Below are 22,662 nucleotides of genomic sequence, written 5' to 3' on the forward strand. Positions count from 1 at the left end.
GCCAGCCGGGAGACCGGCGCGGTGAGGGGCTAGACCGGCTTTGCGAGACGACATTGCGCCGGGGGGATTTCGGCCGGAGATACAGGGGCTGCGCGGGCTTGCCGTCGCCTTTGTGGTGATTTTCCACGTCTGGCCGGCAGCGCTTCCCGGCGGCTATGTCGGGGTCGACATCTTCTTCGTCATCTCCGGCTTCCTGATCACCGGCCTGCTCACCCGCATGGCGCTCAGCGAGGACGGCATCTCGCTGGTCGGCTTTTACACGCGCCGGGTCAGGCGGCTGCTGCCCGCGGCGATCGTCGCCCTCCTGGTCACGCTCGCGGGAACGCTGCTGTTCGTGTCGGACGCATGGTGGGAAGAAACCGCCAAACAGGTGATTGCAAGCGCGATCTACATGCAGAACTGGCGGCTTGCCGAACAGGCCGTGGATTATCTCGGCGCCGAGGACGCGCCGAGCCCCGTGCAGCATTTCTGGTCGCTGTCGATCGAGGAGCAGTTCTACATCGTCTGGCCGCTGCTGATGATGGCGGCCCTGTGGTGGGCCAGGCGCCGCGGACGTTCGCCGATGCAGACGCTCGTCTTCGTACTCGGCGTGGTCATGGCGGGCTCGCTCGCGGCTTCCGTCGCTCTCACCCGTTCCGATCCGGCTTGGGCCTATTTCGTCACCCATACGCGGGTCTGGGAACTGGCCCTCGGCGGGCTGCTGGCGCTGACCTCGGACCGCTTCCGGCCAAACGGCCGCGTGCGGACAGCGGTGGCTGTCGCCGGCATCTTGGCGGCGCTCGCATCGGCGATGCTGTTTTCAAGCTCGACCGATTTTCCGGGTTTCAAGGCGCTGCTGCCGACACTCGGCACGGCCTTGATCATTGCGGCCGGCAATGTACGCATGGGCCGCTTTCGCGGCCTCGACATCGCCATGCTGCGCTATGTCGGCGATCGCTCTTATTCGATCTACCTGTGGCATTGGCCGCTGATCATTTTTTATGCCGCGCAACGCGGCGCGATCGGCCTTGCCGATGGTGTTCTGCTGATCGTCGCCATCCTAGTGGTTTCCGAACTCTCCTACCGATTCGTCGAACAGCCCTATCGCCATTCGCGCTCGTCCCCGGCATGGCGGCCACTGATCGACGGCACGGTGGCGGTGGGGTTGTGCGTGGCGGTGGCCGGCGGACTCGTCTACGCGATCGACCGGCAGCCCATCGACACCGGACTGATCGGAACGCCGAATTATCCAGGACCTGCGGCCTTGCTGGCGAACGCTGTCGTGCCCCAGGGCGTCAAGCCGTTGCCGCCTTTGAGCAAGATCGGCAGCGACGTGCCCGTCATCTACAGGATGAAGTGTCATCAGCAGCAGAAGGGAACCGACGCGACCGGTTGCCAGCTCGGCGACCCGGCGGGGACGAGGACCATTGTCGTGATGGGCGATTCCCACGCGGCGCAATGGGTGCCGGCAGTCGACAAAATCGCCAAAGACAGAAAATGGAGGCTCGTCACCTTCACCAAGGCGGCATGCCCGGTAACCCGGGTCACTATCCTTGACGACGGCAAGCCGTATCAGCAATGCGCGCTGTGGCGGGAGAAAGTTCTCGCTGAAATCGCCAAATTGAAGCCCGATTTCGTGATCACCAGCCAGAGCAACTATACCAGCGTTGCCCAGGGCGCGATGATTGAGGGATTGCGCAGCGTCTGGGGCGAGCTCACAAGTCAGGGCGTGCGCGTCGTCGCCATCCGCAACACACCTTTCAGCCTGTTCGACCCGCGCACCTGCCTGGGCACGGACCCGGCCAAATGCATCAACCCGCGCGCCGAGGTCGAACGGGAAAACATCTACGCGCTCGCCGCCCGGTCCGTGGCCGGGGTGACCGTGGTCGACATGAACGATGCGCTCTGCGGCAAGGACAGTTGCCCGGCGGTGGTCGGCAACATCGTCGTGCTGCGCGACAACCATCATCTCACGGCAACCTACGCGCTGGCGCTGGCTCCCTACCTGGCCAAGGCAGCGGGACTTTGAGCAACCGTCCACCCGCGATGATACGGCGTCCCGCAGGCGCGAATTCGACAGCGAAGGATAGTGCGATGCCGTTGGATTTAGAAAATCCTAAGGGTTTTCAAAACGCTGCATAAACCCTGCTTTAACCCGCCTTTAAACCGCCGCATCTAGTCTTCAACCCGAACGCCATCGGCACCCGGGGCAGGTTAGCAAGAGCGCATGGCGAACCGCAGAGACAGTCGCATCGAACCGAGCTTCGAGGAGGCGCCGCGCGCGAAATCCTCCGAAGGCTTTTCGGTGAGCGAGGAGGATCGCGTCGTGCCGCGCAGCCGTAAATCCACTGCAAAGGGCAGATCCGCAAAGAAATCACGCGGTCGCGGCCGCGACCGCAGCCGGCGGGGCTTGCTCGGCATCGCAACCCGCCTGGTCTACTGGTGCTTCGTGCTTTGTATTTGGGGCGGCATCGCGGCGGCCGGCATCGTCGTCTATTACGGTGCTAAGATGCCGGCGGCGACCACTTGGTCGATCCCCGACCGCGCGCCCAACATCAAGATCGTGTCGGTCGATGGCGGGCTGATCGCCAATCGCGGCATGTCGGGCGGCGAGGCCGTCGGCCTGCACGAAATGTCGCCTTATATCCCGCAAGCCGTCGTCGCCATCGAGGACCGCCGCTTCTATTCGCATTTCGGCATCGACCCGATCGGGCTTTCACGCGCCATGGTCACCAACGTTCTCGGCGGTCATTTCTCGCAGGGCGGCTCGACGCTGACGCAGCAGCTGGCGAAGAACCTGTTCCTGACGCCGGACCGCACGCTGGAGCGCAAGGTGCAGGAAGTGCTGCTCGCGCTGTGGCTCGAACACAAGCACAGCAAGGACCAGATCCTCGAAATGTACCTCAACCGGGTCTATTTCGGATCCGGCGCCTATGGCGTGGAAGCGGCTTCGCGGCGCTATTTCGGCAAGAGCGCGCGCGACGTGAGCCTTTCCGAGGCAGCACTGCTGGCGGGGCTGCTCAAGGCACCGTCCAAGCTTTCGCCGGCGCGCGACCCGAAGGCGGCCGAGGAGCGGGCGCAGCTCGTGCTCGCGGCCATGCGCGCGGAAGGCAAGATCAGCGACAAGGAATACAAGGTGGCGCTGAGCGCGCCGGCGACGCGCGCGCCGTCCTACTGGACCGGCTCCGAGAACTATGTCGCCGACACGGTGATGGAGGAGCTTCCCGATCTCATCGGCGAGGTGCGCGGCGACATCATCGTCGACACCACCGTCGACTTGACCCTGCAGAAGCTTGCCGAACAGTCGATCCGCCGGCTGATCGACGAAAGCGGCAAGAAGCTCAACGTCAGCCAAGGCGCGCTGGTGTCGATCGACGATTCCGGCGCGGTGCGCGCCATGGTCGGTGGCTATGATTATTCGACCAGCCAGTTCGACCGCGCCTCGGAAGCGCGCCGGCAGCCGGGCTCGGCCTTCAAGCCGTTCGTCTACATGGCGGCGCTGGAGGCCGGCCGCACGCCGGACAGCGTGCGCAACGACGCGCCGATCAAAATCGGCAAATGGACGCCGGACAATTACGGCGGCAAATATTACGGCAAGGTGACGCTGGCCACGGCTTTGGCCAAGTCGCTGAACTCAGTGGCGGCGCAGCTCACCATGGAAGTCGGGCCCGACGCGGTGGTGGAAGCCGCGCATCGCATGGGCATCCAGTCCGACCTGCAGGCCAACACCTCGATCGCGCTCGGCACCTCGGAGGTGACGCCGCTGGAGCTGACTTCCGCCTACGTCCCGTTCGCCAATGGCGGCTACAAGCCGGACGTCCATTTCATTCGGCGCATCACCACCGGCGAGGGCAAGGTGCTTTACGAGAACAGCGGCGGCAGCGCGCCGCGCGTCGTCAAGGCCGACACCGTCGGCATGATGAATTCGATGATGACCGGCACGGTCGAGATCGGCACCGCCAAGAAGGCGGCCTTCAATTGGCCGTCGGCCGGCAAGACCGGCACCAGCCAGAACTCGCGCGACGCCTGGTTCGTCGGCTACACCGCCAATCTCACCACCGGCGTGTGGTTCGGCAATGACGACGGCAGCCCGACGAAGAAGGTCACCGGCGGCGCCCTGCCGGCGCAGGCCTGGCACGAATTCATGGTGGCCGCGCATGAGGGCGTGCCTGTGCGGCCGCTGCCCGGCACCTGGAAGTCGACGCCGTCCGATACGATCGTGCCGGACGAGATCCCGTCGGCCGATGCCTCGCAGCCGCCGCCTGCGCCGCCCGCGGCTGTCGGCCAGTCACAGCCTGCTGCTCGATCGCAGCCTGTCGCCCAGGCGCCCGCGCGTCCGGTGCGGACCGCGCGACCTGCCGAGACCGTCGATGCCGCCGGCTTCGATATGCCGAGCGACAGCGGCGAAACCGCCTCGATCAAGCATCCGGTGCCGCCCGGCAATGTCGGCGGCCCGACGAAAAAGCGCCAGACTTCGATCCTCGATATTCTGGGCGGCGGTTAGAGCGGCAACTTCGCCTCTCGCAATGGCAAGCGCCTTCGGCTACATGTCCGGCCGGAGACAAAACCATGGCCGAGACCGACAGCAGAAAAACCATCGTGCTCACCGGCGCCAGCCGCGGCATCGGCCATGCTACGGTGAAGCGCTTTTCGCGCGAGGGCTGGCGCGTCATCACCTGCTCGCGCCAGGCCTTCGCCGAGGATTGCCCGTGGCCGGCCGGCCCCGAGGACCACATCAAGGTCGACCTCGCCGACCAGGAGGATGTCGGCATCGCCGTTTCGGAAATCCGTCACCGGCTTGAGGCGCATGGCGGACAGCTGCACGCCCTGGTCAACAACGCCGGCATTTCGCCGAAGCTGAAAGACGGCAGGCGCATGGACTCGATCGAGACGCCGATGCATGTCTGGCGCGACGTGTTCCAGGTCAATTTCTTCGCGCCGATCATGCTGGCAAGGGGGCTGTTCAAGGAACTCGCCGCTGCCAAGGGCTCGATCGTCAATGTCACCTCGATCGCCGGCACACGTGTGCATCCGTTCGCCGGCACGGCCTATGCCACATCGAAAGCGGCGCTCGGCTCGCTGACGCGCGAGATGGCACATGACTTCGGCCCGCACGGCATCCGCGTCAACGCGATCGCGCCGGGCGAGATCGACACCGCGATCCTTTCGCCCGGCACCGACAGAATAGTCGAGACGATCCCGCTGAGACGACTGGGCGCCACTTCGGAAGTGGCCGACATCATCTTCTTCCTGTGCTCGGGCCAGGCGTCCTACGTGACCGGCTCGGAAATCCACATCAATGGCGGCCAGCACGTTTGATGGCTGACTTCAGATCATGGTGACAACGGCCTTGCCGCTGAAGCTGCGTTGCCGCAGCGCGTCCAGGGCCCGGCCGATCTCCGTCCACGGCACGGTCATGGCCACGCGCGTTTCGAGCCTGCCGACCGCGACAAGATCGAGCAGCGCGGCGATGTCGGCGCCGATGGCTGAACCGGACGTGTAATAGGCGAAGGTCTGAAGCCTCGCGCCTTCGTGGCCCGGAACGAACTGGCGGAACCCAATCGGCGTGAGCTCGCCGCTGCTCGAGCCGAACATGACGATGGTCCCGCCGGGCGCGACATGTTCGATTGCGTCGGTAAGGCTTTTGCCGCCGACCGACTCGGTGATCAATGAAAACGATCCCTCGGCCAGTTCGATCGACGCGACGACCTGCTCGGCGCCCAGATCGCGAAGATCATCGTGGTGCCGGGCCGAAGCGACCGCTGTCACTGAAGCGCCTTGCTCGCGGGCGATCTGGACCTGGAAGCGGCCGACCGCGCCGCTCGCGCCGGTGATCAGGACCCGCTGTCCGGCGAGATCGCCGCCGTGGCGCAAGGTCCTGAGCGCCGTCGTGCCCGCCACCGGAAGCGTGGCTGCGGACGCGAAACTGACTGCATCCGGCACGACGGCGAGACGATCGGTCGGAACGGCCACCCGTTCAGCCCAGCCGGCCTGGTCGACCAAGGCGGCAACGCGCGTGCCCGCGGTCGGCCCCGAGCCATCGGCCGCCGCGCGCTCGACAATGCCGACGATGTCCTGGCCAGGTATCCACCCGTCAGGTCGGATGCCGAGCAGGCGCAGCTCGCCACGATTCAACGATGTTGCATGAACTGCCACCATCGCTTCATTTCCATTGCAGTTTGGCTCCTCGGCTCCGGTGAGCTTCAGCCGGTTGGGGCTGTCGGAAGAAATAGCGAGAGCGAGCACAGGGCCCTCCTTTTGAAATTGGCTTGGGAATCGCGATTTCGATGACGAAACGGCTGGAGCCTATCGACCTTCGCGCTCGAAGAATTTAGAGATAAGGCCAGATGATCGCTGAAAGCAGTCAAGGATGAGACAGCCGCTTCGCTGGCCGTGGCTGGATTTCGACGTCGACGACGTGGCTGCGCCGGCGATCGCCGTTGGCGTCGATGTGACCGAGACCAGGGCCGAGGTGCGCGAGCACTGGCACCGCAAGGGGCAGCTCGTCTTCGCGCTCGGCGGCGGCGTCACCTGCCGCGTTCCGAGCGGGCTTTGGATGGTGCCGCCGCATTGCGGGGTGTGGGTGCCGAGCCGCATGGAACACAGCAACATCGCGACGGCGAATGCGCGGATTTTCTTCGTCTATATCGAGCCCGGCGCCGCCGACCTGCCGGACCGGTGCTGCACGCTTTCGATCTCGCCGCTGCTGCGCGAGTTGATCATCGAACTGTCGGAGTGCGCGCCGAACGATGCACGCGGCAACTTCCTGGGAAGCGTGCTGCTCGCGGAACTGCCGCGTATGCCTGTGCAGCAATTGCATTTGCCGATCTCGGCCGAGCCGCGGCTGCGGCGGATCGCCGAAGCGCTGGCCGACGACCCCGCCGATCGCAGCACGTTGGCGCAATGGGCCGGCCGCGTCGCGCTCAGCGAGAGCAGCCTGGCGCGGCTCGTTGTGAAGGAGACGGGCCTGAGTTTCGGACGCTGGCGCCAGCAGCTGCATCTGATCGTGGCACTTAGGGAGTTGTCTTCCGGCGCCAGCGTGCAGCAGGTGTCGGGCGATCTCGGCTATGAATCCGTGACCGCTTTCATCACCATGTTCAAAAAGGCGCTGGGCAAGCCGCCGGCAAAATACCTCAGCGATATCGCGCAGAATGGCGGCTCCGCGTTCCTGGCCTGACATCCATCAAGCGGGCTGCGGATCGATCTCCATGCCAGGCGCGGCCGGATCGGTGGTCTTGCCGGTCACCACCTCGACGATGCCGCGAGCGATCTCGCGCTCGCCCATGATCACGATGTCTGCGCCGAGCCCTTTGAGATGCTCGACCTCGGCATCGGAATGAGCGCGGGCAATGACGTTGATCGCCGGATTGGCCTTGCGGGCCCGAAGCACGATCTGTCCTGCCTCGAAGGCGTTGGGAATGGCGAGGATCAGCCGCTTCGCGCCCTCCGGGTTGGCGGCCGCGAAGACGTCCGCATTGGCGGCGTTGCCGGCGATGGTCTCGACGCCGTCGTCGCGCAGCTTGGCCAGCGTCTTGTCGGCGTCCTCGATCACCAGGAAGGGCAGGGCGGCTTCTTTCAGCGCAGCGCCCACAAGGCTGCCGACCCGACCATAGCCGATGAGGATGGAATGGCCGGCGAGGGTCGTCTTCGGCGGCGGGCCGTCTTCCTTTTCTGGAGCCGCCGACACCGAAGCGACCTGGCCGGGCTCGGTCGCCGGGCCGATAGGCCTTTGCTCTTCGGCCGGCGCGGCCTTGCCGGCGCGCTTTTCCAGCCACGGCTTCATCCAGTCGACAACGAGGAACATCAGCGGGTTGAGCAGGATCGAGAGGATGGCGCCAGCGAGGATCAGGTCGCGGCCCTGCTCGGGCAACAGTTTCAGGCCGACGCCAAGCTCGGCCAGGATGAAGGAGAATTCGCCGATCTGGGCAAGGCTCGCCGAAATCATCAGCGCGGTCGCGATCGGATAGCGGAAGGCGATCACGATAACGAAAGCGGCGATCGACTTGCCGATAATGATGATGGCCAAGGTGGCGAGAATCGGCAGGCCGTTGCTGATCAGGCTGAACGGGTCGAACAGCATGCCGACCGAGACGAAGAACAGCACCGAAAAGGCGTCGCGCAGCGGCAGCGATTCTTCCGCCGCGCGGTGGCTGAGCTCGGATTCGCTCATGATCATGCCGGCGAAGAAGGCGCCGAGCGCCAGCGAGACGCCGAACAGCTTCGCCGCGCCGAAGGCGACGCCGAGCGCGATGGCCAGCACCGCGAGCCGGAACAATTCCCGGGAGCCGGTGTGAGCGACGTAGTGCAGGATCCACGGAATGACCCTGCGGCCGACCACCAGCATGACGACGACGAAGGCGGCGACCTTGGCAAGCGTGACGCCGACCACGCCCCAAATGCCGTAGCTGGCGGGCAGCGAGAGCAGGCTCGCATGGTCGTCGATCTGCGGCTGGCCGCCAAGCACGCCGGCGAGCGCCGGCAACAGCACCAGCGCCAGCACCATGGCGAGATCCTCGACGATCAACCAGCCGACTGCGATGCGGCCGCGCTCGGTTTCGATCAGCCGCCGCTCCTGCATGGCGCGCAAAAGCACCACGGTCGAGGCGACCGAAAGCGCCAGGCCAAAGACCAGGCCGGCGCCAAGCGACCAGCCGAGCAGCCAGGCAAGTCCGACGCCGAGCAAGGTCGCAAAGCCGATCTGTACGATGGCGCCCGGCACGGCGATGGCGCGGACGGACAGAAGGTCCTTCAGCGAAAAATGCAGGCCGACGCCGAACATCAAAAGGATGACGCCGATTTCCGCGAGTTCATTGGCAAGGCTGGCGTCGGCGACGAAGCCGGGCGTGTTCGGACCGACAAGGACGCCAGCGACAAGATAGCCGACGAGCGGCGGGATGCGGAAACGGTTGGTTAGCGCCCCGAAGACGAATGCAAGCCCCAGACCGGCGACGATGGTGGCGATAAGGGGCGTGTCATGCGGCATTGTCTTTTGCGCGCCTTTCGAAAATTCACGATGTCGGATGGGCGCCCGCCGAGGCCGTCGCCTTCGGCAATATGATGGACGCAGCGGCGATGATGCAACCGCCGCCGCGCAGAATTCGACGCTGAAGTCGGCGCGCACCGGAAATCGGCGCCGCGCCGACAAAGAGACGGCTTCGGGACGCGACCCAGCCTCGAAGCCGCTTTTTTTCGGCGCCTTATGCCGCTTGCAACAGGTTCTCGATGTCGGGAATCGTATGGTTCGTGAGTGTCTTCGGGATTTCCGCCTGCACCTTCTCGCAAACCTCCTTGTGCAGCTTCTGGCGCATCTCGCCAAGCACCTGCGGCGGCGCAATCAGCACGACCGCGTCGAACGCGCCGCGGTGCGCCAGCTTGTAGAGCCGGTCGGCAATCTCGACGGCGAAGCGCTCCTTGCCGAGACGGTGCCAGTCGGTTTCCTCGACGGCGCTGCGGGGACCCTCGTTGCTCTGGCGGCCCGGCTTGTCGCTGCCTTGCTCGCGCGTGGCGGGGTTCTCCTGCTCCATCTCCTGCACCACTTCCAGGTTCGGGAACTTGGCGTCGCCCTGGTTGCGCAGGAAAAGCGCCTTTTCGCCATCAGCCACGATGACCCACAGTCCGTGTTTCAGCTTGATGCTCATGGCGTTCCTCCTTGCTTGCTGCTTGCCGATAGATGGAGCTTGGGATCCGCAAATGGATTGCTAGGCAAACGAGCCGCGAGGCATGATTGTTCCGATCCGGCGATGGCGTCTCGATCGCTTCCGGCAGACTCGGTCGAGCGCCTATCCCGCAGGGTCAGCTTTAATCTACTAAGTTAGTAGAATTTAGAATAAACTGTTTTGCGGCTTTCTCGGTCAGGCGCTAAAAATTACGACGGATCAAGGCTGTTTCTTATGCCGCTCCGGCCGTCTCACCGTCAAAGTAGAATTTTTTTCTCTTGGCCTTCGCAGTTGCGAAAAAGCGATTGCCTGCCGTTCGGCGACGCGCGAGTGCTTGCCTTCTGATTTTGGGCGTGGCCGCGTAAAACTGCCAAACTATTCCAATATTGCTCATTGCCATGTCGCCAGCCAACGCCAAGCTCAATGCCTTTCCCGTCTTCATGCGGGTCGACGGCGAAGCCGTAGCCATCATCGGCAATGGCGAGGAGGCGCTCGCCAAGGCGCGGCTGCTTTCGCAATCGAGCGCGGTGTTGCGCATCGTTGCCGACGATGCCAGCGACGGCCTGCTGGATTTCATCGCGTCGGCCGGCGCTGTTCACATCAACGCAGCCTATCAGGCCGCGCATCTCCAAGGTGCCGCCCTGGTGTTCGCCGCCAGCGGCGACGAGGCGCTCGATCGCCGCGTCGTCGAGGACGCGCGGCGGCTGGGCATTGCGGTCAATGCCGTGGACCGTCCGGAGCTGTGCGATTTCTTCACGCCCGCATTGGTCAATCGGGCGCCGGTGGCGATCGCCATCGGCACAGAGGGCGCCGGACCGGTTCTGGCGCAGATGCTGCGCGGGCGCATCGACCGCATGCTGTCGCCGTCGCTCGGCCGGCTGGCTTCACTTGCCGCGTCTTTCCGCGCCGCCGCCGAGACGCTGCCGAAAGGCAATCGCCGCCGCCGCTTCTGGAGCGATTTCTTCGCCGGTTCGCCGGCCAAGGCCATCGAAGCCGGCGACCTCGCCGAGGCGCATGACGCGGCGCTCGAGCTTTTGGCTCACGATGCTCCGGTCGAGGGACATATCGCGCTGGTCGGCGCCGGTCCGGGTGCGGAGGACCTTTTGACCTTGCGCGCGCATCGCCTGCTGTTGGACGCCGACGCCATCGTCTACGACGCGCTGGTGCCGGAGGTGATCGTCGCCATGGGCCGCCGCGACGCCGAGCGCCTGCCGGTCGGAAAACGCAAGGGCTGCCATTCCAAGAGCCAGGAAGAGATCAACGCGCTGCTCATCGAGCTGGGCCGCGCCGGCAAGCGCGTGGTGCGGCTGAAGTCCGGCGATCCGCTGGTGTTCGGCCGTGCCGGCGAAGAGATGGCGGCGCTGCGCGAGGCCGGGATCGCCTATGAAGTGGTTCCGGGCGTCACCGCCGCCTTCGCCGCCGCCGCCGACTTCGAGCTGCCGCTGACGCTGCGCGGCGTTTCGTCCTCGATGGTGTTCACCACCGGCCACGACCTCAAGGGCAACTCGTTGCCCGACTGGGCCAAGCTTGCCATTTCGGGCGCGACCGTTGCGGTCTATATGGGCCGTTCGGTCGCTGCCGAAGTCGCCGGCCGGCTGATCGAAGCGGGACTGTCGCCGGATACTGCCGTTGCCGTCGTCGAGAATGCCAGCCTCGTCAACCGCCGCCGTTTCCACGGCACGCTTGCCGACCTGCCGTCGCTGGAGGAGCGCGCCGATCTCACCGGACCGGTGATGACGATCATCGGCGACGCCGTCGCCGGCGCCAATTTTGAACAATCCGAGCCGCTCGCGGCACATAAGCATGAGGGCGCGGCTTCAGCCGTGGCCGAAGGAGTCCGGCAATGAAGGTTCTCACCGCGAACAGGCTCTCCGACGGCATCGCCGTCTGGTACGCCGCCGGCGGCTGGGCGGAGACGGTTGGTCACGCCGATATCGCGCATGACAAGACGGCGGAGGACCGGCTGGAAGCGATCGGCGCCGCGGCTGGCGCCAACAATGAGGTGGTCGACGTCAACCTGATCGACGTCACGGTGGTCGATGGCCTGGTCGAGCCGGTGCGGCTGCGCGAAAAGATCCGCGCCGCGGGCCCGACCATCCGCACCGATCTCGGCAAGCAGGCAAGCCCGGAAGCGGCGCGGGCGGCTTAAACCCAAGAAAAGCAGCGGGCGGACGCGCCCTGAAAGACGAAGCATGTACCGTTACGACGAGTTCGACCAGGATTTCGTTCACGCCCGTGTCGCCGAGTTCAGCGACCAGGTGCAGCGCCGGCTTGCCGGCGAGATCACCGAGGACCAGTTCCGGCCGCTCAGGCTGATGAATGGCGTCTATCTGCAGCTGCACGCCTATATGCTGCGCATCGCCGTGCCCTACGGCACGCTGAACAGCAGGCAATTGCGCATGCTCGGCCACATCGCGCGCAAATACGACAAGGGCTACGGCCATTTCACCACGCGCCAGAACATCCAGTTCAACTGGCCGGCGCTGTCGGACATCCCTGCGATCCTCGCCGATCTGGCGAGCGTCGAGATGCACGCCATCCAGACCAGCGGCAACTGCATCCGCAACGTCACCGCCGACCATTTCGCCGGAGCCGCCGCCGACGAGGTCGCCGATCCGCGCCCCTATGCGGAAATCCTGCGCCAATGGTCGTCGGTGCATCCCGAGTTCTCGTACCTGCCGCGCAAGTTCAAGATCGCGGTGACCGGCGCCGAGCGCGACCGCGCCGCCATCCAGACGCATGACATCGGTCTGCATCTGAAAAAGAACGCCGCCGGCGAGCTGGGCTTTGCCGTCTACATAGGCGGCGGCCAGGGCCGCACGCCGATGGTGGCGAGAAAGATCCGCGACTTCCTGCCGGAGGCGGAGTTGCTGTCCTACTGCACGGCCATCCTGCGCGTGTACAACCTCTACGGCCGTCGCGACAACAAGTTCAAGGCGCGCATCAAGATCCTGGTGCACGAGACCGGCGTGGAGGAGATTACCCGCCAGGTCGAGGCCGAGTGGCAAGAGCTGAAGGACGCCGAGCTCAAGCTGCCGGAAGCCGATATCCAGGCGATCAACGCCTATTTCGCGCCGCCGGCGCTGGTTTCCCGGCCGGAAGGCGATGACGCGGTGAAACAGGCCAGGCTCGATTCCAAGAGCTTTTCGGAATGGCTCGACCAGAATGTCGTGACGCATCGCCATCCCGACTATGCGGCGGTGACGATCTCGCTCAAGGGCATCGGCGAGGTGCCCGGCGACGCGACGGACAGCCAGATGGAAGCGGTTGCCGACATCGCCGAGAAATACGCCTTCGACGAATTGCGCGTCAGCCACGAACAGAACCTGATCCTGCCGCATGTGGCGCGCGCCGACCTCAAGGCGGTCTACGACGCGCTGGTCGAGATCGGCCTGGCGACAGCCAATTCCAATCTGATCAGCGACATAATCTCCTGCCCGGGCCTCGATTATTGCGCGCTGGCCACGGCGCGCTCGATCCCGGTAGCGCAGGAAATCTCGCGCCGCTTCGCCTCGCTGGAGCGGCAGCGCGAAATCGGCGAGTTGAAGCTGAAGATCTCCGGCTGCATCAATGCCTGCGGCCACCACCATGTCGGTCATATCGGCATTCTGGGCGTGGAGAAGAAAGGCACCGAGCTCTATCAGGTGACGCTCGGCGGCTCGGCCGACGAAAACACATCCGTCGGCGAGATCATCGGCCGCGGCTTCTCCTCCGATGAGATCACCGATGCCATCGAGCAGATCGTCGATACCTATCTCGGCCTTCGGCTCAGTCCCGACGAACGTTTCATCGACGCCTACCGCCGTGTCGGTCCCGCGCCGTTCAAGGAGGCGCTCTATGCTGGCGAAACCAAGGCCGCTTGACCGGACAGGCGAAGTCGAGACCGGCGTTGCCGCCGAGGCAGCGGGGCTCGACGCGCTGTTGGGCCATCTGAAGCCGATCGAGATCATCGAACGGTCGGCGCACGAATTCCGCGGCGCGGTCGCCGCGGTGTCTTCCTTCGGCGCGGACTCCGCCGTGCTGCTGCACATGATTTCGGAGATCGACCGCGCGCTGCCGGTCATCTTTCTCGACACCGGCAAGCATTTCGAGGAGACGCTCGGCTATCGCGACGCGCTGGTCGCCGATTTCGGCCTCACCGACATCAGGGTGATCAAGCCGGAAGAGACCGCGCTCCAACGCGTCGATCCGACCGGCAGGCTGCACGAGACCGACACCGATTCCTGCTGCAATGTGCGCAAGGTCGAGCCGCTGGCGCGCGGCGTCGAGCCGTTCCGCGCCTGGTTCACGGGGCGCAAGCGCTTCCAGGCTTCGACGCGCACGGCTTTGCCCGTCTTCGAGGCCGTCGGCTCGCGCATCCGCATCAATCCGCTGGCGCATTGGACGACATCGGACCAGGCCGACTATATGCGGGCGCATGCGCTGCGCGAAAATCCGCTGGTCGCCTATGGCTATCTCTCGATCGGCTGCTTTCCCTGCACGCAGCCGGTGCAGCCGGGCGAGGATGCGCGCAGCGGCCGCTGGGCGGGCCACGCCAAGACCGAGTGCGGTATTCACCTCTCCGGTTTGGAGAAGTCGCTGACCGACGCCTCGCTTTAGGGTATATCGCTATTCACGTGATGCCGGTCCGCAAGCGGCTTCCGGTTGCTGGCGGCCTGCCGGCTCGCCTCGAAATTTTGTGACTTTGGGATTTTTGATGACAGGATCGACGACAGCGGGGACCCGCCTCTGGACCCGTGACGGTTTTCGCGAGGATGAGTGGACCTACGCCGAAAGCGCCGAGGCGCTTGCCGGCAACGGCCGCTTCATCCTGCCTCTGCAGGCCTTTCTCGGGCTGGATGAAGACGTTCGTAAGTCAGCCAAGGAGCGTCTCGGCGTCCTGCTGCAGCCCGGCGACGAGCTGGACAAGATAACTAGCCTGCTCGACCAGCTGTCGCTGGTGGCGCTGGCCTTCCCGGCCTTCAATGACGGCCGCTCTTTTTCCAAAGGCGAATTGCTGCGCGCCCGGCATCAATTCAAGGGCGCGGTGCGCGCCACCGGGCAGGTGCTGGTCGACCAGCTGCCGCATATGCTGCGGCTCGGCTTCGACGAGTTCGAGGTCTCCAATCCGGTGCTGCTGAAGCGACTGGAGGAAGGCCGAACCGGCGGCTTGCCGCTTTACTACCAGCCGGCCGTCGAACCGGAGGCCAAGGGTCCAAAATATTCCTGGCGGCGCAAGCGCCCCAGCTGACGCGGCATTTCATAGGGCAAATGAAATCGCTGTGGTCCGACCAGCGTCACACATTTTGTTGGTCAGCTCAGCTCAAGATAGGTTTGGAAAGCTCGCTGCGCTGGTCTGGTCAGACCACATTGGCGATTCGGGCTTCCGCTTCGGCCGACCTGCCCTTAGGATAGGGCCATTACTTCGGACCACGAAATAACGGCCAGCTAAGGGAGGAAGCAGCATGGCAGGCAAGAAGATATTGATGCTCGTTGGCGAGTTCAGCGAGGAATACGAGATTTTCGTCTTCGAGCAGGCCATGCACGCGGTCGGCCACACCGTCCATGTCGTGTGCCCGGACAAGAAGGCCGGCGACGTGCTCAAGACCTCATTGCACGACTTCGAGGGCCACCAGACCTATACCGAAAAACCCGGTCACGATTACATCCTCAACAAGACCTTCGCCGAAGTGAACCCTGCCGACTACGATGCTGTCTATGCGGCGGGCGGCCGCGGGCCGGAATATATCCGCATCGACAAGCGCGTGCAGGCGCTGGTCAGGCATTTCCATGAAACCGGCAAGCCGATCTTCACCATCTGTCATGGCGCGCAGATCCTGATCGCGGTCGACGGCGTGGTGCGCGGCAAGGAAGTGGCGGCGCTGCATTATTGCGAGCCGGAAGTGACGCTTGCCGGCGGCATCTATATCGATGTCGCGCCGACCGGCGCCCATGTCGACGGCAATCTGGTTTCAGCCAAGGGCTGGCCGGGCCTAGCCGCTTTCATGCGGGAATGCCTGAAGGTGCTCGGCACCGAGATCCGTCACGGCGAAGTGCTGATGCGCGACGACAGGAAGGCGGCCTGAAACTTGTCAGTTGCGGCGCGCGGCTACTGACGCCGCGGGTCGTCCGCGTTCTCCGCCTCGGCGCCGTCGAGGCGGTCAAGCAGGTCGGTCAACTGCCGGGGCATCTCCCTTTCCAGGCGAAATACCGGCAAGGTGCGCAGAAAGCGCTTCGTCGCTTCGCTGCCCGCCTGCCGCCTGATATCGTTGGCCAATTCGGCGCGCCTGTTGCCGTTGTTGCCGTTCATCGTCCCAAAATCCTGTGTCGGCTTCGAAACTCCCGCGGGCGGTTCATGGTTCCCGTGGCAGTGCTCGAGAGCAAGCAAAGCTGCGTGATACGGTAAAGTTTGAATTAATTTGGAACGGCAGCCTGCCACCAGCCGCCTGCGCTTGCCCCTTGATTTTTGCCCTCCAAACCTCGATATCGGGCGCAAATCCAGAGCAATTCGAAATGACGGGAAACGCGATGAGCGACCAGGCAAAAGACGAACGCACGCCCGAAGAGATCGAAGCCGCCGAGGCTTCCGGCGAGCGTGCGGAGGGCGGCGTCGACGGCGACTACGAAGCGTTGGTGCGGCTGCTGAAGGAAAACGAGGAACTGAAGGACCGTGCGCTGCGCGCGGCGGCCGAAATGGAGAATTTGCGGCGGCGCACCGCGCGCGACGTGCAGGACGCCCGCGCCTATGCCGTCGCCAACTTCGCGCGCGACATGCTGTCGGTGTCCGACAATCTGCGCCGCGCGCTGGACGCGATTCCCGCCGAGGCAAAGGCCAGCGGCGACGCCGGCTTCAAATCGCTGATCGAAGGGGTCGACCTTACCGAGCGCGCCATGCTTTCGGCGCTGGAGCGCCACGGCGTGAAGAGACTCGCGCCCGAAGGCGAGAAGTTCGATCCGAACTTCCACCAGGCGATGTTCGAGATCCCCAATCCGGATGTTCCCGCAGGCACTGTCGTCCAGGTGGTGCAGCCGGGCTATTCGATCGGCGAGCGCGTGCTGCGGCCAGCGATGGTCGGTGTCGCCAAGGGCGGCCCGAAGGCGGCCGCCGAGGCCAAGGTCGAGCCGGGCCCGGTGAACGAGCAGGCCGAGAAGGATGCGTGAGAGGGAGTAGCGAATAGGGAGTAGTGAGTCGGGGCTGATATTTATCCGCGGCTTCGTGCTATTTCCCTACTCACTATTCGCTACTCGCTACTCGCTCGCCCATGAATCCCATCGCGTTGCTCGACTATGCCGGCGTCGCCGTGTTCGCGGCGACGGGTGCGCTTGCCGCATCGCGCAAAGAACTCGACATCATCGGCTTTCTGTTCCTGGCCAGCGTCACCGGCATCGGCGGCGGGACGCTGCGCGACGTCATCCTCAACCTGCCGGTGTTCTGGGTCACCAGCAGCGGCTATGTGCTGATCTGCGCCGTCGTCGCGGTGCTGGTCTTCTTCAGCGCCCACCGGTTCGAATCCCGCTACAAGCTGCTGCTGTGGCTCGATGCCGTCGGCCTTGCCGCTTTTTCGGTGATGGGCGCGGCCAAGGGGCTGGCGATCACCGGCTCGCCCGTCGTGTCGGTCATCACCGGCGTGCTGACGGCGACCTTTGGCGGCATTCTGCGCGATCTGCTTGCCGGCGAGCCGTCGGTGCTGCTCAGGCCCGAGATCTATGTCACGGCCGCCCTTGCCGGCGCCGCCATCTTCACCCTTGGCGATCTTGCCGGCCTGCCGGAGCTGGCGTCCAGCCTGCTCGGCTTCGCGGGGGCATTCGCGGTGCGCGGCGGAGCGCTTAAATTCGGCTGGTCGTTTCCGGCCTATAAGAGCCGGCCGGGGCGAAGGCCGGAAGATATTCCCTGAGGGAGCGAGGAGCGAATAGGGAGTAGCGAATAGGGGTTGAACGGAACAGATCCCGCCACTTTCTTCTATTCGCTATTCGCTATTCGCTATTCGCTATTCGCTATTCGCTATTCGCTATTCGCTATTCGCTATTCGCTATCCGCTATGCCGCGAAACGCTGCCCTTCGCCGCCATAGTAGTTGACATAGCGGGCGCCGATCTCTTTGACCGGCATGACGACGAAGACGTCGACGGTCGAGAATTCGTGGTCGATGACGCAGCCGTCGCCGATGCGGGCACCGACACGCAGATAACCCTTGACCAGCGGCGGCATGGCGGCGATCGCCGCCTTGGCGTTCACCGCCTCGATCGGCATCAGGTCCATCGAACAGTAGCGTCCCGGAACCGCGCGAACATCCCAGGCGGAGTTGGTGCGGCAATGATGGGCGAGATAGGTCAGCGCCTCGGCATGCGCCGCCGGCACGATGCCGTGGAACGAGGCGCAGCCGGTCATCACGCCGATGTCGTAGTGGTTGATATAGGCCCAGATACCTTGCCAGAGCGCCTCGATGGTGCGCTTGGAGCGGTATTCCGGCAGAACGCAGGAACGGCCGAGCTCGAGGAAGCGCTGGCCGGGATGCCGCGCGATCAGCTTGGTAAGCTCGAACTCGCCCTCGGAATAGAAGCCGCCGGCCGTCGCGGCGATTTCCTGCCGCAGCAGGCGGTAGGTGCCGACGATGCGGCGGTGCTCAGGGCCGGGAAGGGAATTGTCCAACACCAGAAGGTGATCGCAGAGCGGGTCGAACCGGTCGGCGTCGCGCCGGTCCTGCGCCTGGAACAGGTCCTTCCTCGCGCCAAGCTCGTCGTAGAATACCCGGTAGCGCACTTCCTGGGCGGCGGCGATCTCGGCCTCGTTGCGGGCGAGCCGCACTTCGAGATTGCCGATGCGGCCCAGCGGAGCGCCGCTTGCGACGGCGTCGGCGGTGCGGGCGGCGAGCAGGGCGCCGCCGGCATTCGGCCGAGTGTCACATTCAGGCACGACTGTATGCACGAGTGATTCTCCTTCGAGCCATCCCTCTTGGCACGGGGATACGGTGTAGGTGCAACAGGATTGTGACAGTACCGTGATACGACGTGGCGGGCAATACTTTGTCGGCTGGGCAATACACTCAACCGGCTATCTTGTGATCGCGAAAGCCAAGCAAGCCAAGGCGTTCAACGGTTAGAAATTTCCTCAGGCGGCAACCTGGCCCTCGACCGCCTGGACGAGCGCGTCCGGGTCGAGCGGCTTGGTCACGAAACCGCTGGCGCCATGGGCGAGCACGGCATGCCGGGTCTTTTCCTGGCTGTCGGCCGAAAGCACCATGATCGGAATCGGGGGCATGGCCAGGGACTCTTCATGGCGACGGATGGCGGCGATCGCGTCCAGCCCGTCCATGACAGGCATATGCAGGTCCATCAGCACCACATCGAAGCGGAACTTGAGGCCGGCATCGGTAACGGCATCGACCGCGGCCTTGCCGTTGCCGACGATCTTGACGCGGTGTCCGGCCTTGAGCAGCGTGGCGCGGGCGAGCATGGCGTTGATGTCATTGTCTTCCGCGATCAGCACCGACAGGCCCTGGTCGCGCTTGCGCACCGAGGGGGCACCGCGCGGCTTCGGCAGCGGCTTGGCTAGCGCCGAGCCATGGCTGGTCAACAGCACACGCAGCAGGGTCTCGCCCCGCACCGGCCGGGCCAGGAAGGTGGCGTAGCCGCTGGCCCGGAATTCGCCGAGCATGCCGCGATCCGTCGGCGCAATCAGGGTGATGGCCTCGCAGTCAGCAAAGCCAGAATCGCGCAGCCGCTTGAGCAGCCTCCCGTCGCTGTTTTCGAGCGCGGCATCGATCAGAAGGACGTTGCAGCCCGCAGCGAAGGTGGCGGCCTGGCCCGGTGTCGCGGCAACCTCGACGATGCCGCCATGGGCCCTGATCGCGCGGGCGATGGCATCGGCCTCGATGGCGTTTTTCGACACGATCACCGCCCGCCGGTCGGCAAGGATGTTGTGGCGATGCGGCGGCGGCTCGGTCGCGGCGACCGCCGGAAGCTCCAAAACGAATTCGGATCCTTCGCCGAGCCGGCTCGAAACCGAGATCGAGCCGCCCATCGCCGTCGCCAGCCGCTTCGAGATGGCAAGCCCAAGGCCGGCGCCGCCATGCACCCTGGTCGAGGTGCCGTCGGACTGCTCGAATTCCTCGAAAATGCGCTCCATGTCCTCTTCGCGCAGGCCCGGGCCGGTGTCGGCGATGGTGAAGCAGATACGGTCAGTGGTTTCGCTGCGGGCGCGCGCCACGGTCAGCAGCACCCCGCCCGTGTCGGTGAACTTCACCGCATTGCCGATGAGGTTGAGCAGCACCTGGCGCACGCGGCCTGGATCGGCGGTGATCATCTGCGGCACATCGGGCTCGACATGGCAGCCGAGGCCGATGTTCTTGGCGAAGGCCTTTGCGGCCAGAAGTTCGATGATGTTGTCGGCGATCTCGCGCAGCGAGGTCGGCTGGGGCTCGGGTTCGAAGCGGCCGGCCTCGATCTTGGAATAGTCGAGCAGGTCCTCGATGAGCGCGAGCAGCGCGCTGGCCGAGGTGGAAATGGCGCCGACATAGGTGCGCTGTTCGGGCGAGAGGTCGGTATCGGCAAGCAGCTTCGCCATGCCCATGATGCCGTTCATCGGCGTGCGGATCTCATGGCTGACGGTGGCGAGGAAGCGTGACTTGGCCTGGCTGGCATATTCGGCCCGTTCGCGCGCGGTGATCAGCGAGGATTCGGCGCGCTTGCGGGCGGTGATGTCGCGGGCGATCGCCCGGTGCGAGACTGCGCCCGTGTCCTTGTCGCGCACCGACAATTCGATCCAGGAGAACCAGCGTGGTCCGTTCGGGGTGCGGATCGCGACATCGGTCGAGCTCAGGCATTCATGATCGGAGAAGGCGGCGTCGGGAACGATGCCGACATCGATGCCAAGCTCGGACAAGGTCTTGCCGGCAAGATCGCGCGCATCGAGCTCGACAAGCGAGGCAAAGACGCTGTTGGCATAAACGATGTGGCCGTCGCGATCGCGATGGACGACGAGGTCGCCAAGCGCGTCGATCAGGCCGCGGAAGCGCTCCTCGCTCTCCTGCATCTCCCACATGCGGTCGGCGAGGGTTTCGATCTCGGCGCGGCTGCGCGCGGCGGTCTCGTCGAGAAGCGCTGCGGTGCGGCGCTCATCGCGACGGCTGCGCAGATGCATGGCCAAGCCCGCAAAGGCTATGGCGGCGAGGCCGGCGGTGATGATGAGCGGCGCTCCGGTGAGATGCGCGAGCCCCGCCATGATGGCGATAGCGACGATCGTCAGGAAGGGCAGGCCGTCGTGGCTGGCCCCCGGCAGGTCGGGAGCCAGCGGCGGCGCGACGAGCACCTGCCGCTTCGGCGCATCGGGGATGAGCCTGTCAGCGCCGGCGGCTTTGGTGTCCTGTCTGATGTCGGAGTCCGCGACCATGCGCAGACCATGCCAGACAGAAATTATGGAAGGCTGGGAGGGATCGTTCGAATTTTAGCGAATCGCGCGGATTCCGACCGCCCGCATGCGCGGGCGAAACCGAGCTTCGCGAGGTCGTTGCGAGCTACATATCGACAACGACGCGACCCCTGATCTTGCCTTCGACGATATCGCGCGCGGCGGCGACAATGCCGTCGAAACCGATCGTGCGCGACAATGTCGACAGCTTCTTGGAGTCGAGGTCGGTGCCGATGCGGCGCCATGCTTCCAGGCGTACCGGCTTCGGCGCCATTACCGAATCGATGCCGAGCAGCGAGACGCCGCGCAGAATGAAGGGCGCGACGCTTCCGGGCAGGTCCATGCCGCCGGCCAGGCCGCAAGCGGCGATCGCGCCGCCATAGGAGGTCATCGACAGCACATTGGCCAAGGTATGGCTGCCGACCGAGTCGACGCCGCCTGCCCAGCGCTCCTTGGCGAGCGGTTTCGCGGGCTGGCTGAGCTCTTCGCGCGAGATCACCTCGGCCGCGCCAAGATCGATCAGATACGGGCTCTCGGCGTTGCGGCCGGTCGAGGCGATGACATGATAGCCGAGGCTCGACAGGATCGAGATGGCGACCGAGCCGACGCCGCCGGCAGCGCCCGTCACCACCACGGGACCGCGGTCCGGCACGATTCCGTGCCGCTCCAGCGCCATGACCGAGAGCATTGCCGTGTAGCCCGCCGTGCCGACAGCCATCGCATCATGCGCGCTCATGCCCTCGGGCAGCGGCACCAGCCAGTCGCCCTTGACGCGGGCGCGGCCGGCATAGGCGCCGTAATGCGTCTCGCCGACGCCCCAGCCGTTGAGGATCACCTTGTCTTCCTTGCGCCAGTCGGCATGCGAGGAGGAGATCACGGTGCCGGCGAAATCGATGCCTGGAACCAGCGGCCAGCGGCGCACGACCGGGGCCTTGCCGGTGATGGCGAGCCCGTCCTTGTAGTTCACCGTCGTCGCCTCGACGGCGACGGTGACGTCACCTTCCATCAGGTCGGCCTCGGCGAGGTCGACGACATCGACGGACTGCTTCTTGTCCGCATCGCGCGAGACGAGGATGGCTTTGAAGGTGTCGGGCATGATTTTCTCCTCGCCTCTGGCTGATGAGGAAGTCTGCGGTTTCAACAGCGTGAGGTCAATTGCCAAGGTCCTGGGACTTGGCTTCGCGCCGCCAGCCGATCAGTTCGTCGAAGACGACAAGCGCTGCGCCGACCGAGATGAAGGTGTCGGCGAGATTGAAGACCGCGAAGGACCAGACGGGCGTGTGGAACAGGATGTAGTCGATGACGTGGCCGTAAACGGCGCGGTCGATGAGGTTGCCGAGCGCGCCGCCGATGATCAGCGCAAAGCCGATACGAGCGACGACATGGCCGGCCGACGTGCGCGTGGCGAGATAGAGCACGAAGGCGACGACGAGCACGGCGATGACCACCAGGCCGGTATCGCCGAAGGACTGGAACATCGAGAAGGCGATGCCGGTGTTGTAGGTGCGAAACAGCGCCAGGAATGGCAGCAGATCGACCTTCTCCTGAAAGGCGAGACCGTTCTCGACCAGCTGCTTGATCCACTGGTCGAGCGCAATGGCGATGACGACCAGCACGACGTAAGGCGACCAGTATTTCATTT

At 64.9% G+C, this 22,662-nt stretch carries 20 protein-coding genes; 12 read left to right on the forward strand and 8 right to left on the reverse strand.

Annotated features, from left to right (window positions below):
* Positions 1-40 precede the first annotated feature (40 nt).
* The 3 genes from LB552_RS25130 to LB552_RS25140 all read left to right on the forward strand — a co-directional run bounded on the left by LB552_RS25130 (position 41) and on the right by LB552_RS25140 (position 5,298).
* Positions 41-2,008 (forward strand): acyltransferase family protein, encoded by a 1,968-nt coding sequence (locus LB552_RS25130; RefSeq protein ID WP_224606845.1) that lies wholly within the window; start codon positions 41-43, stop codon positions 2,006-2,008.
* Between the two features lie 198 nt (positions 2,009-2,206).
* Entirely contained in the window at positions 2,207-4,483 is a 2,277-nt protein-coding gene (locus tag LB552_RS25135; RefSeq protein WP_224610849.1) for a transglycosylase domain-containing protein, read from the forward strand.
* A 65-nt stretch (positions 4,484-4,548) separates the two neighbouring features.
* On the forward strand, positions 4,549-5,298 hold the full coding sequence (locus LB552_RS25140; RefSeq protein WP_095769240.1) for an SDR family NAD(P)-dependent oxidoreductase: 750 nt from the start codon (positions 4,549-4,551) through the stop codon (positions 5,296-5,298).
* Positions 5,299-5,307: 9 nt separating this feature from the next.
* Here the strand turns inward: LB552_RS25140 and LB552_RS25145 are convergent, their stop codons facing one another.
* On the reverse strand, positions 5,308-6,225 hold the full coding sequence (locus LB552_RS25145; protein ID WP_224610851.1) for a zinc-binding dehydrogenase: 918 nt from the start codon (positions 6,223-6,225) through the stop codon (positions 5,308-5,310).
* A gap of 124 nt (positions 6,226-6,349) precedes the next feature.
* Between LB552_RS25145 and LB552_RS25150 the strand changes: the two genes are divergently transcribed.
* On the forward strand, positions 6,350-7,156 hold the full coding sequence (locus LB552_RS25150) for an AraC family transcriptional regulator (RefSeq protein ID WP_224610853.1): 807 nt from the start codon (positions 6,350-6,352) through the stop codon (positions 7,154-7,156).
* Between the two features lie 6 nt (positions 7,157-7,162).
* Here LB552_RS25150 and ybaL read toward each other — a convergent pair whose 3' ends face one another.
* Complete coding sequence (ybaL, locus tag LB552_RS25155; RefSeq protein WP_224610855.1) at positions 7,163-8,962, reverse strand: YbaL family putative K(+) efflux transporter; 1,800 nt, start codon at positions 8,960-8,962, stop codon at positions 7,163-7,165.
* Positions 8,963-9,176: 214 nt separating this feature from the next.
* Positions 9,177-9,617, reverse strand: coding sequence for a host attachment family protein (locus LB552_RS25160; RefSeq protein ID WP_095769243.1), 441 nt, complete (start codon positions 9,615-9,617; stop codon positions 9,177-9,179).
* A 416-nt stretch (positions 9,618-10,033) separates the two neighbouring features.
* Between LB552_RS25160 and cysG the strand changes: the two genes are divergently transcribed.
* The 6 genes from cysG to LB552_RS25190 all read left to right on the forward strand — a co-directional run bounded on the left by cysG (position 10,034) and on the right by LB552_RS25190 (position 15,700).
* Positions 10,034-11,482 (forward strand): siroheme synthase CysG, encoded by a 1,449-nt coding sequence (cysG, locus tag LB552_RS25165; RefSeq protein WP_224610857.1) that lies wholly within the window; start codon positions 10,034-10,036, stop codon positions 11,480-11,482.
* Positions 11,479-11,784, forward strand: coding sequence for a DUF2849 domain-containing protein (locus LB552_RS25170; protein ID WP_095769245.1), 306 nt, complete (start codon positions 11,479-11,481; stop codon positions 11,782-11,784). The genes cysG and LB552_RS25170 overlap by 4 nt, the downstream gene beginning before the upstream one ends.
* Positions 11,785-11,827: 43 nt before the next feature.
* The gene (locus tag LB552_RS25175) at positions 11,828-13,498 is read left to right on the forward strand and encodes a nitrite/sulfite reductase (protein ID WP_224610859.1); all 1,671 of its coding nucleotides are present in this window, start codon (positions 11,828-11,830) and stop codon (positions 13,496-13,498) included.
* Positions 13,473-14,234, forward strand: a complete 762-nt coding sequence (locus tag LB552_RS25180; RefSeq protein WP_095769247.1) for a phosphoadenylyl-sulfate reductase — start codon at positions 13,473-13,475, stop codon at positions 14,232-14,234. Before LB552_RS25175 ends, LB552_RS25180 begins: the two co-directional genes overlap by 26 nt.
* Before the next feature lie 97 nt (positions 14,235-14,331).
* Positions 14,332-14,865: a DUF934 domain-containing protein gene (locus LB552_RS25185; protein ID WP_224610861.1), complete on the forward strand. Its 534-nt coding sequence runs from the start codon at positions 14,332-14,334 to the stop codon at positions 14,863-14,865.
* A 214-nt stretch (positions 14,866-15,079) separates the two neighbouring features.
* Entirely contained in the window at positions 15,080-15,700 is a 621-nt protein-coding gene (locus LB552_RS25190; protein WP_095769249.1) for a DJ-1/PfpI family protein, read from the forward strand.
* Positions 15,701-15,723: 23 nt separating this feature from the next.
* On the opposite strand, the gene LB552_RS25195 is transcribed toward LB552_RS25190, so the two are convergent.
* Positions 15,724-15,924: a hypothetical protein gene (locus LB552_RS25195; protein ID WP_140845241.1), complete on the reverse strand. Its 201-nt coding sequence runs from the start codon at positions 15,922-15,924 to the stop codon at positions 15,724-15,726.
* A gap of 218 nt (positions 15,925-16,142) precedes the next feature.
* Between LB552_RS25195 and grpE the strand changes: the two genes are divergently transcribed.
* Together grpE and LB552_RS25205 are read left to right on the forward strand one after the other, a co-directional pair.
* Complete coding sequence (grpE, locus tag LB552_RS25200; RefSeq protein WP_224606873.1) at positions 16,143-16,775, forward strand: nucleotide exchange factor GrpE; 633 nt, start codon at positions 16,143-16,145, stop codon at positions 16,773-16,775.
* A 101-nt stretch (positions 16,776-16,876) separates the two neighbouring features.
* The gene (locus LB552_RS25205) at positions 16,877-17,509 is read left to right on the forward strand and encodes a trimeric intracellular cation channel family protein (protein ID WP_224610863.1); all 633 of its coding nucleotides are present in this window, start codon (positions 16,877-16,879) and stop codon (positions 17,507-17,509) included.
* A 142-nt stretch (positions 17,510-17,651) separates the two neighbouring features.
* Here the strand turns inward: LB552_RS25205 and LB552_RS25210 are convergent, their stop codons facing one another.
* From LB552_RS25210 to lspA, 4 genes are all read right to left on the reverse strand, one after another.
* Positions 17,652-18,539, reverse strand: coding sequence for a GNAT family N-acetyltransferase (locus tag LB552_RS25210; protein WP_095769253.1), 888 nt, complete (start codon positions 18,537-18,539; stop codon positions 17,652-17,654).
* A 183-nt stretch (positions 18,540-18,722) separates the two neighbouring features.
* The gene (locus LB552_RS25215; RefSeq protein WP_224610865.1) at positions 18,723-21,002 is read right to left on the reverse strand and encodes a PAS domain-containing hybrid sensor histidine kinase/response regulator; all 2,280 of its coding nucleotides are present in this window, start codon (positions 21,000-21,002) and stop codon (positions 18,723-18,725) included.
* Positions 21,003-21,126: 124 nt separating this feature from the next.
* Positions 21,127-22,116 (reverse strand): MDR family oxidoreductase, encoded by a 990-nt coding sequence (locus LB552_RS25220; protein WP_224610866.1) that lies wholly within the window; start codon positions 22,114-22,116, stop codon positions 21,127-21,129.
* A 55-nt stretch (positions 22,117-22,171) separates the two neighbouring features.
* Positions 22,172-22,660: a signal peptidase II gene (gene lspA / locus LB552_RS25225; protein ID WP_095769307.1), complete on the reverse strand. Its 489-nt coding sequence runs from the start codon at positions 22,658-22,660 to the stop codon at positions 22,172-22,174.
* Between the last annotated feature and the right edge of the window lie 2 nt (positions 22,661-22,662).

The sequence above is a fragment of the Mesorhizobium sp. CA7 genome (genome assembly GCF_020165015.1).
Lineage (GTDB): Bacteria > Pseudomonadota > Alphaproteobacteria > Rhizobiales > Rhizobiaceae > Mesorhizobium.

Excerpts from the sequence above, each read along its gene's own strand:
- LB552_RS25160 (WP_095769243.1), bottom strand. The coding sequence starts at position 9,617 with ATGAGCATCAAGCTGAAACACGGACTGTGGGTCATCGTGGCTGATGGC.
- grpE (WP_224606873.1), top strand. The coding sequence starts at position 16,143 with ATGAGCGACCAGGCAAAAGACGAACGCACGCCCGAAGAGATCGAAGCC.
- LB552_RS25215 (WP_224610865.1), bottom strand. The coding sequence starts at position 21,002 with ATGGTCGCGGACTCCGACATCAGACAGGACACCAAAGCCGCCGGCGCT.
- LB552_RS25220 (WP_224610866.1), bottom strand. The coding sequence starts at position 22,116 with ATGCCCGACACCTTCAAAGCCATCCTCGTCTCGCGCGATGCGGACAAG.
- LB552_RS25170 (WP_095769245.1), top strand. The coding sequence starts at position 11,479 with ATGAAGGTTCTCACCGCGAACAGGCTCTCCGACGGCATCGCCGTCTGG.
- LB552_RS25150 (WP_224610853.1), top strand. The coding sequence starts at position 6,350 with ATGAGACAGCCGCTTCGCTGGCCGTGGCTGGATTTCGACGTCGACGAC.
- LB552_RS25180 (WP_095769247.1), top strand. The coding sequence starts at position 13,473 with ATGCTGGCGAAACCAAGGCCGCTTGACCGGACAGGCGAAGTCGAGACC.
- cysG (WP_224610857.1), top strand. The coding sequence starts at position 10,034 with ATGTCGCCAGCCAACGCCAAGCTCAATGCCTTTCCCGTCTTCATGCGG.
- LB552_RS25140 (WP_095769240.1), top strand. The coding sequence starts at position 4,549 with ATGGCCGAGACCGACAGCAGAAAAACCATCGTGCTCACCGGCGCCAGC.
- LB552_RS25185 (WP_224610861.1), top strand. The coding sequence starts at position 14,332 with ATGACAGGATCGACGACAGCGGGGACCCGCCTCTGGACCCGTGACGGT.
- LB552_RS25195 (WP_140845241.1), bottom strand. The coding sequence starts at position 15,924 with ATGAACGGCAACAACGGCAACAGGCGCGCCGAATTGGCCAACGATATC.
- LB552_RS25190 (WP_095769249.1), top strand. The coding sequence starts at position 15,080 with ATGGCAGGCAAGAAGATATTGATGCTCGTTGGCGAGTTCAGCGAGGAA.
- ybaL (WP_224610855.1), bottom strand. The coding sequence starts at position 8,962 with ATGCCGCATGACACGCCCCTTATCGCCACCATCGTCGCCGGTCTGGGG.
- LB552_RS25135 (WP_224610849.1), top strand. The coding sequence starts at position 2,207 with ATGGCGAACCGCAGAGACAGTCGCATCGAACCGAGCTTCGAGGAGGCG.
- LB552_RS25175 (WP_224610859.1), top strand. The coding sequence starts at position 11,828 with ATGTACCGTTACGACGAGTTCGACCAGGATTTCGTTCACGCCCGTGTC.
- lspA (WP_095769307.1), bottom strand. The coding sequence starts at position 22,660 with ATGAAATACTGGTCGCCTTACGTCGTGCTGGTCGTCATCGCCATTGCG.
- LB552_RS25205 (WP_224610863.1), top strand. The coding sequence starts at position 16,877 with ATGAATCCCATCGCGTTGCTCGACTATGCCGGCGTCGCCGTGTTCGCG.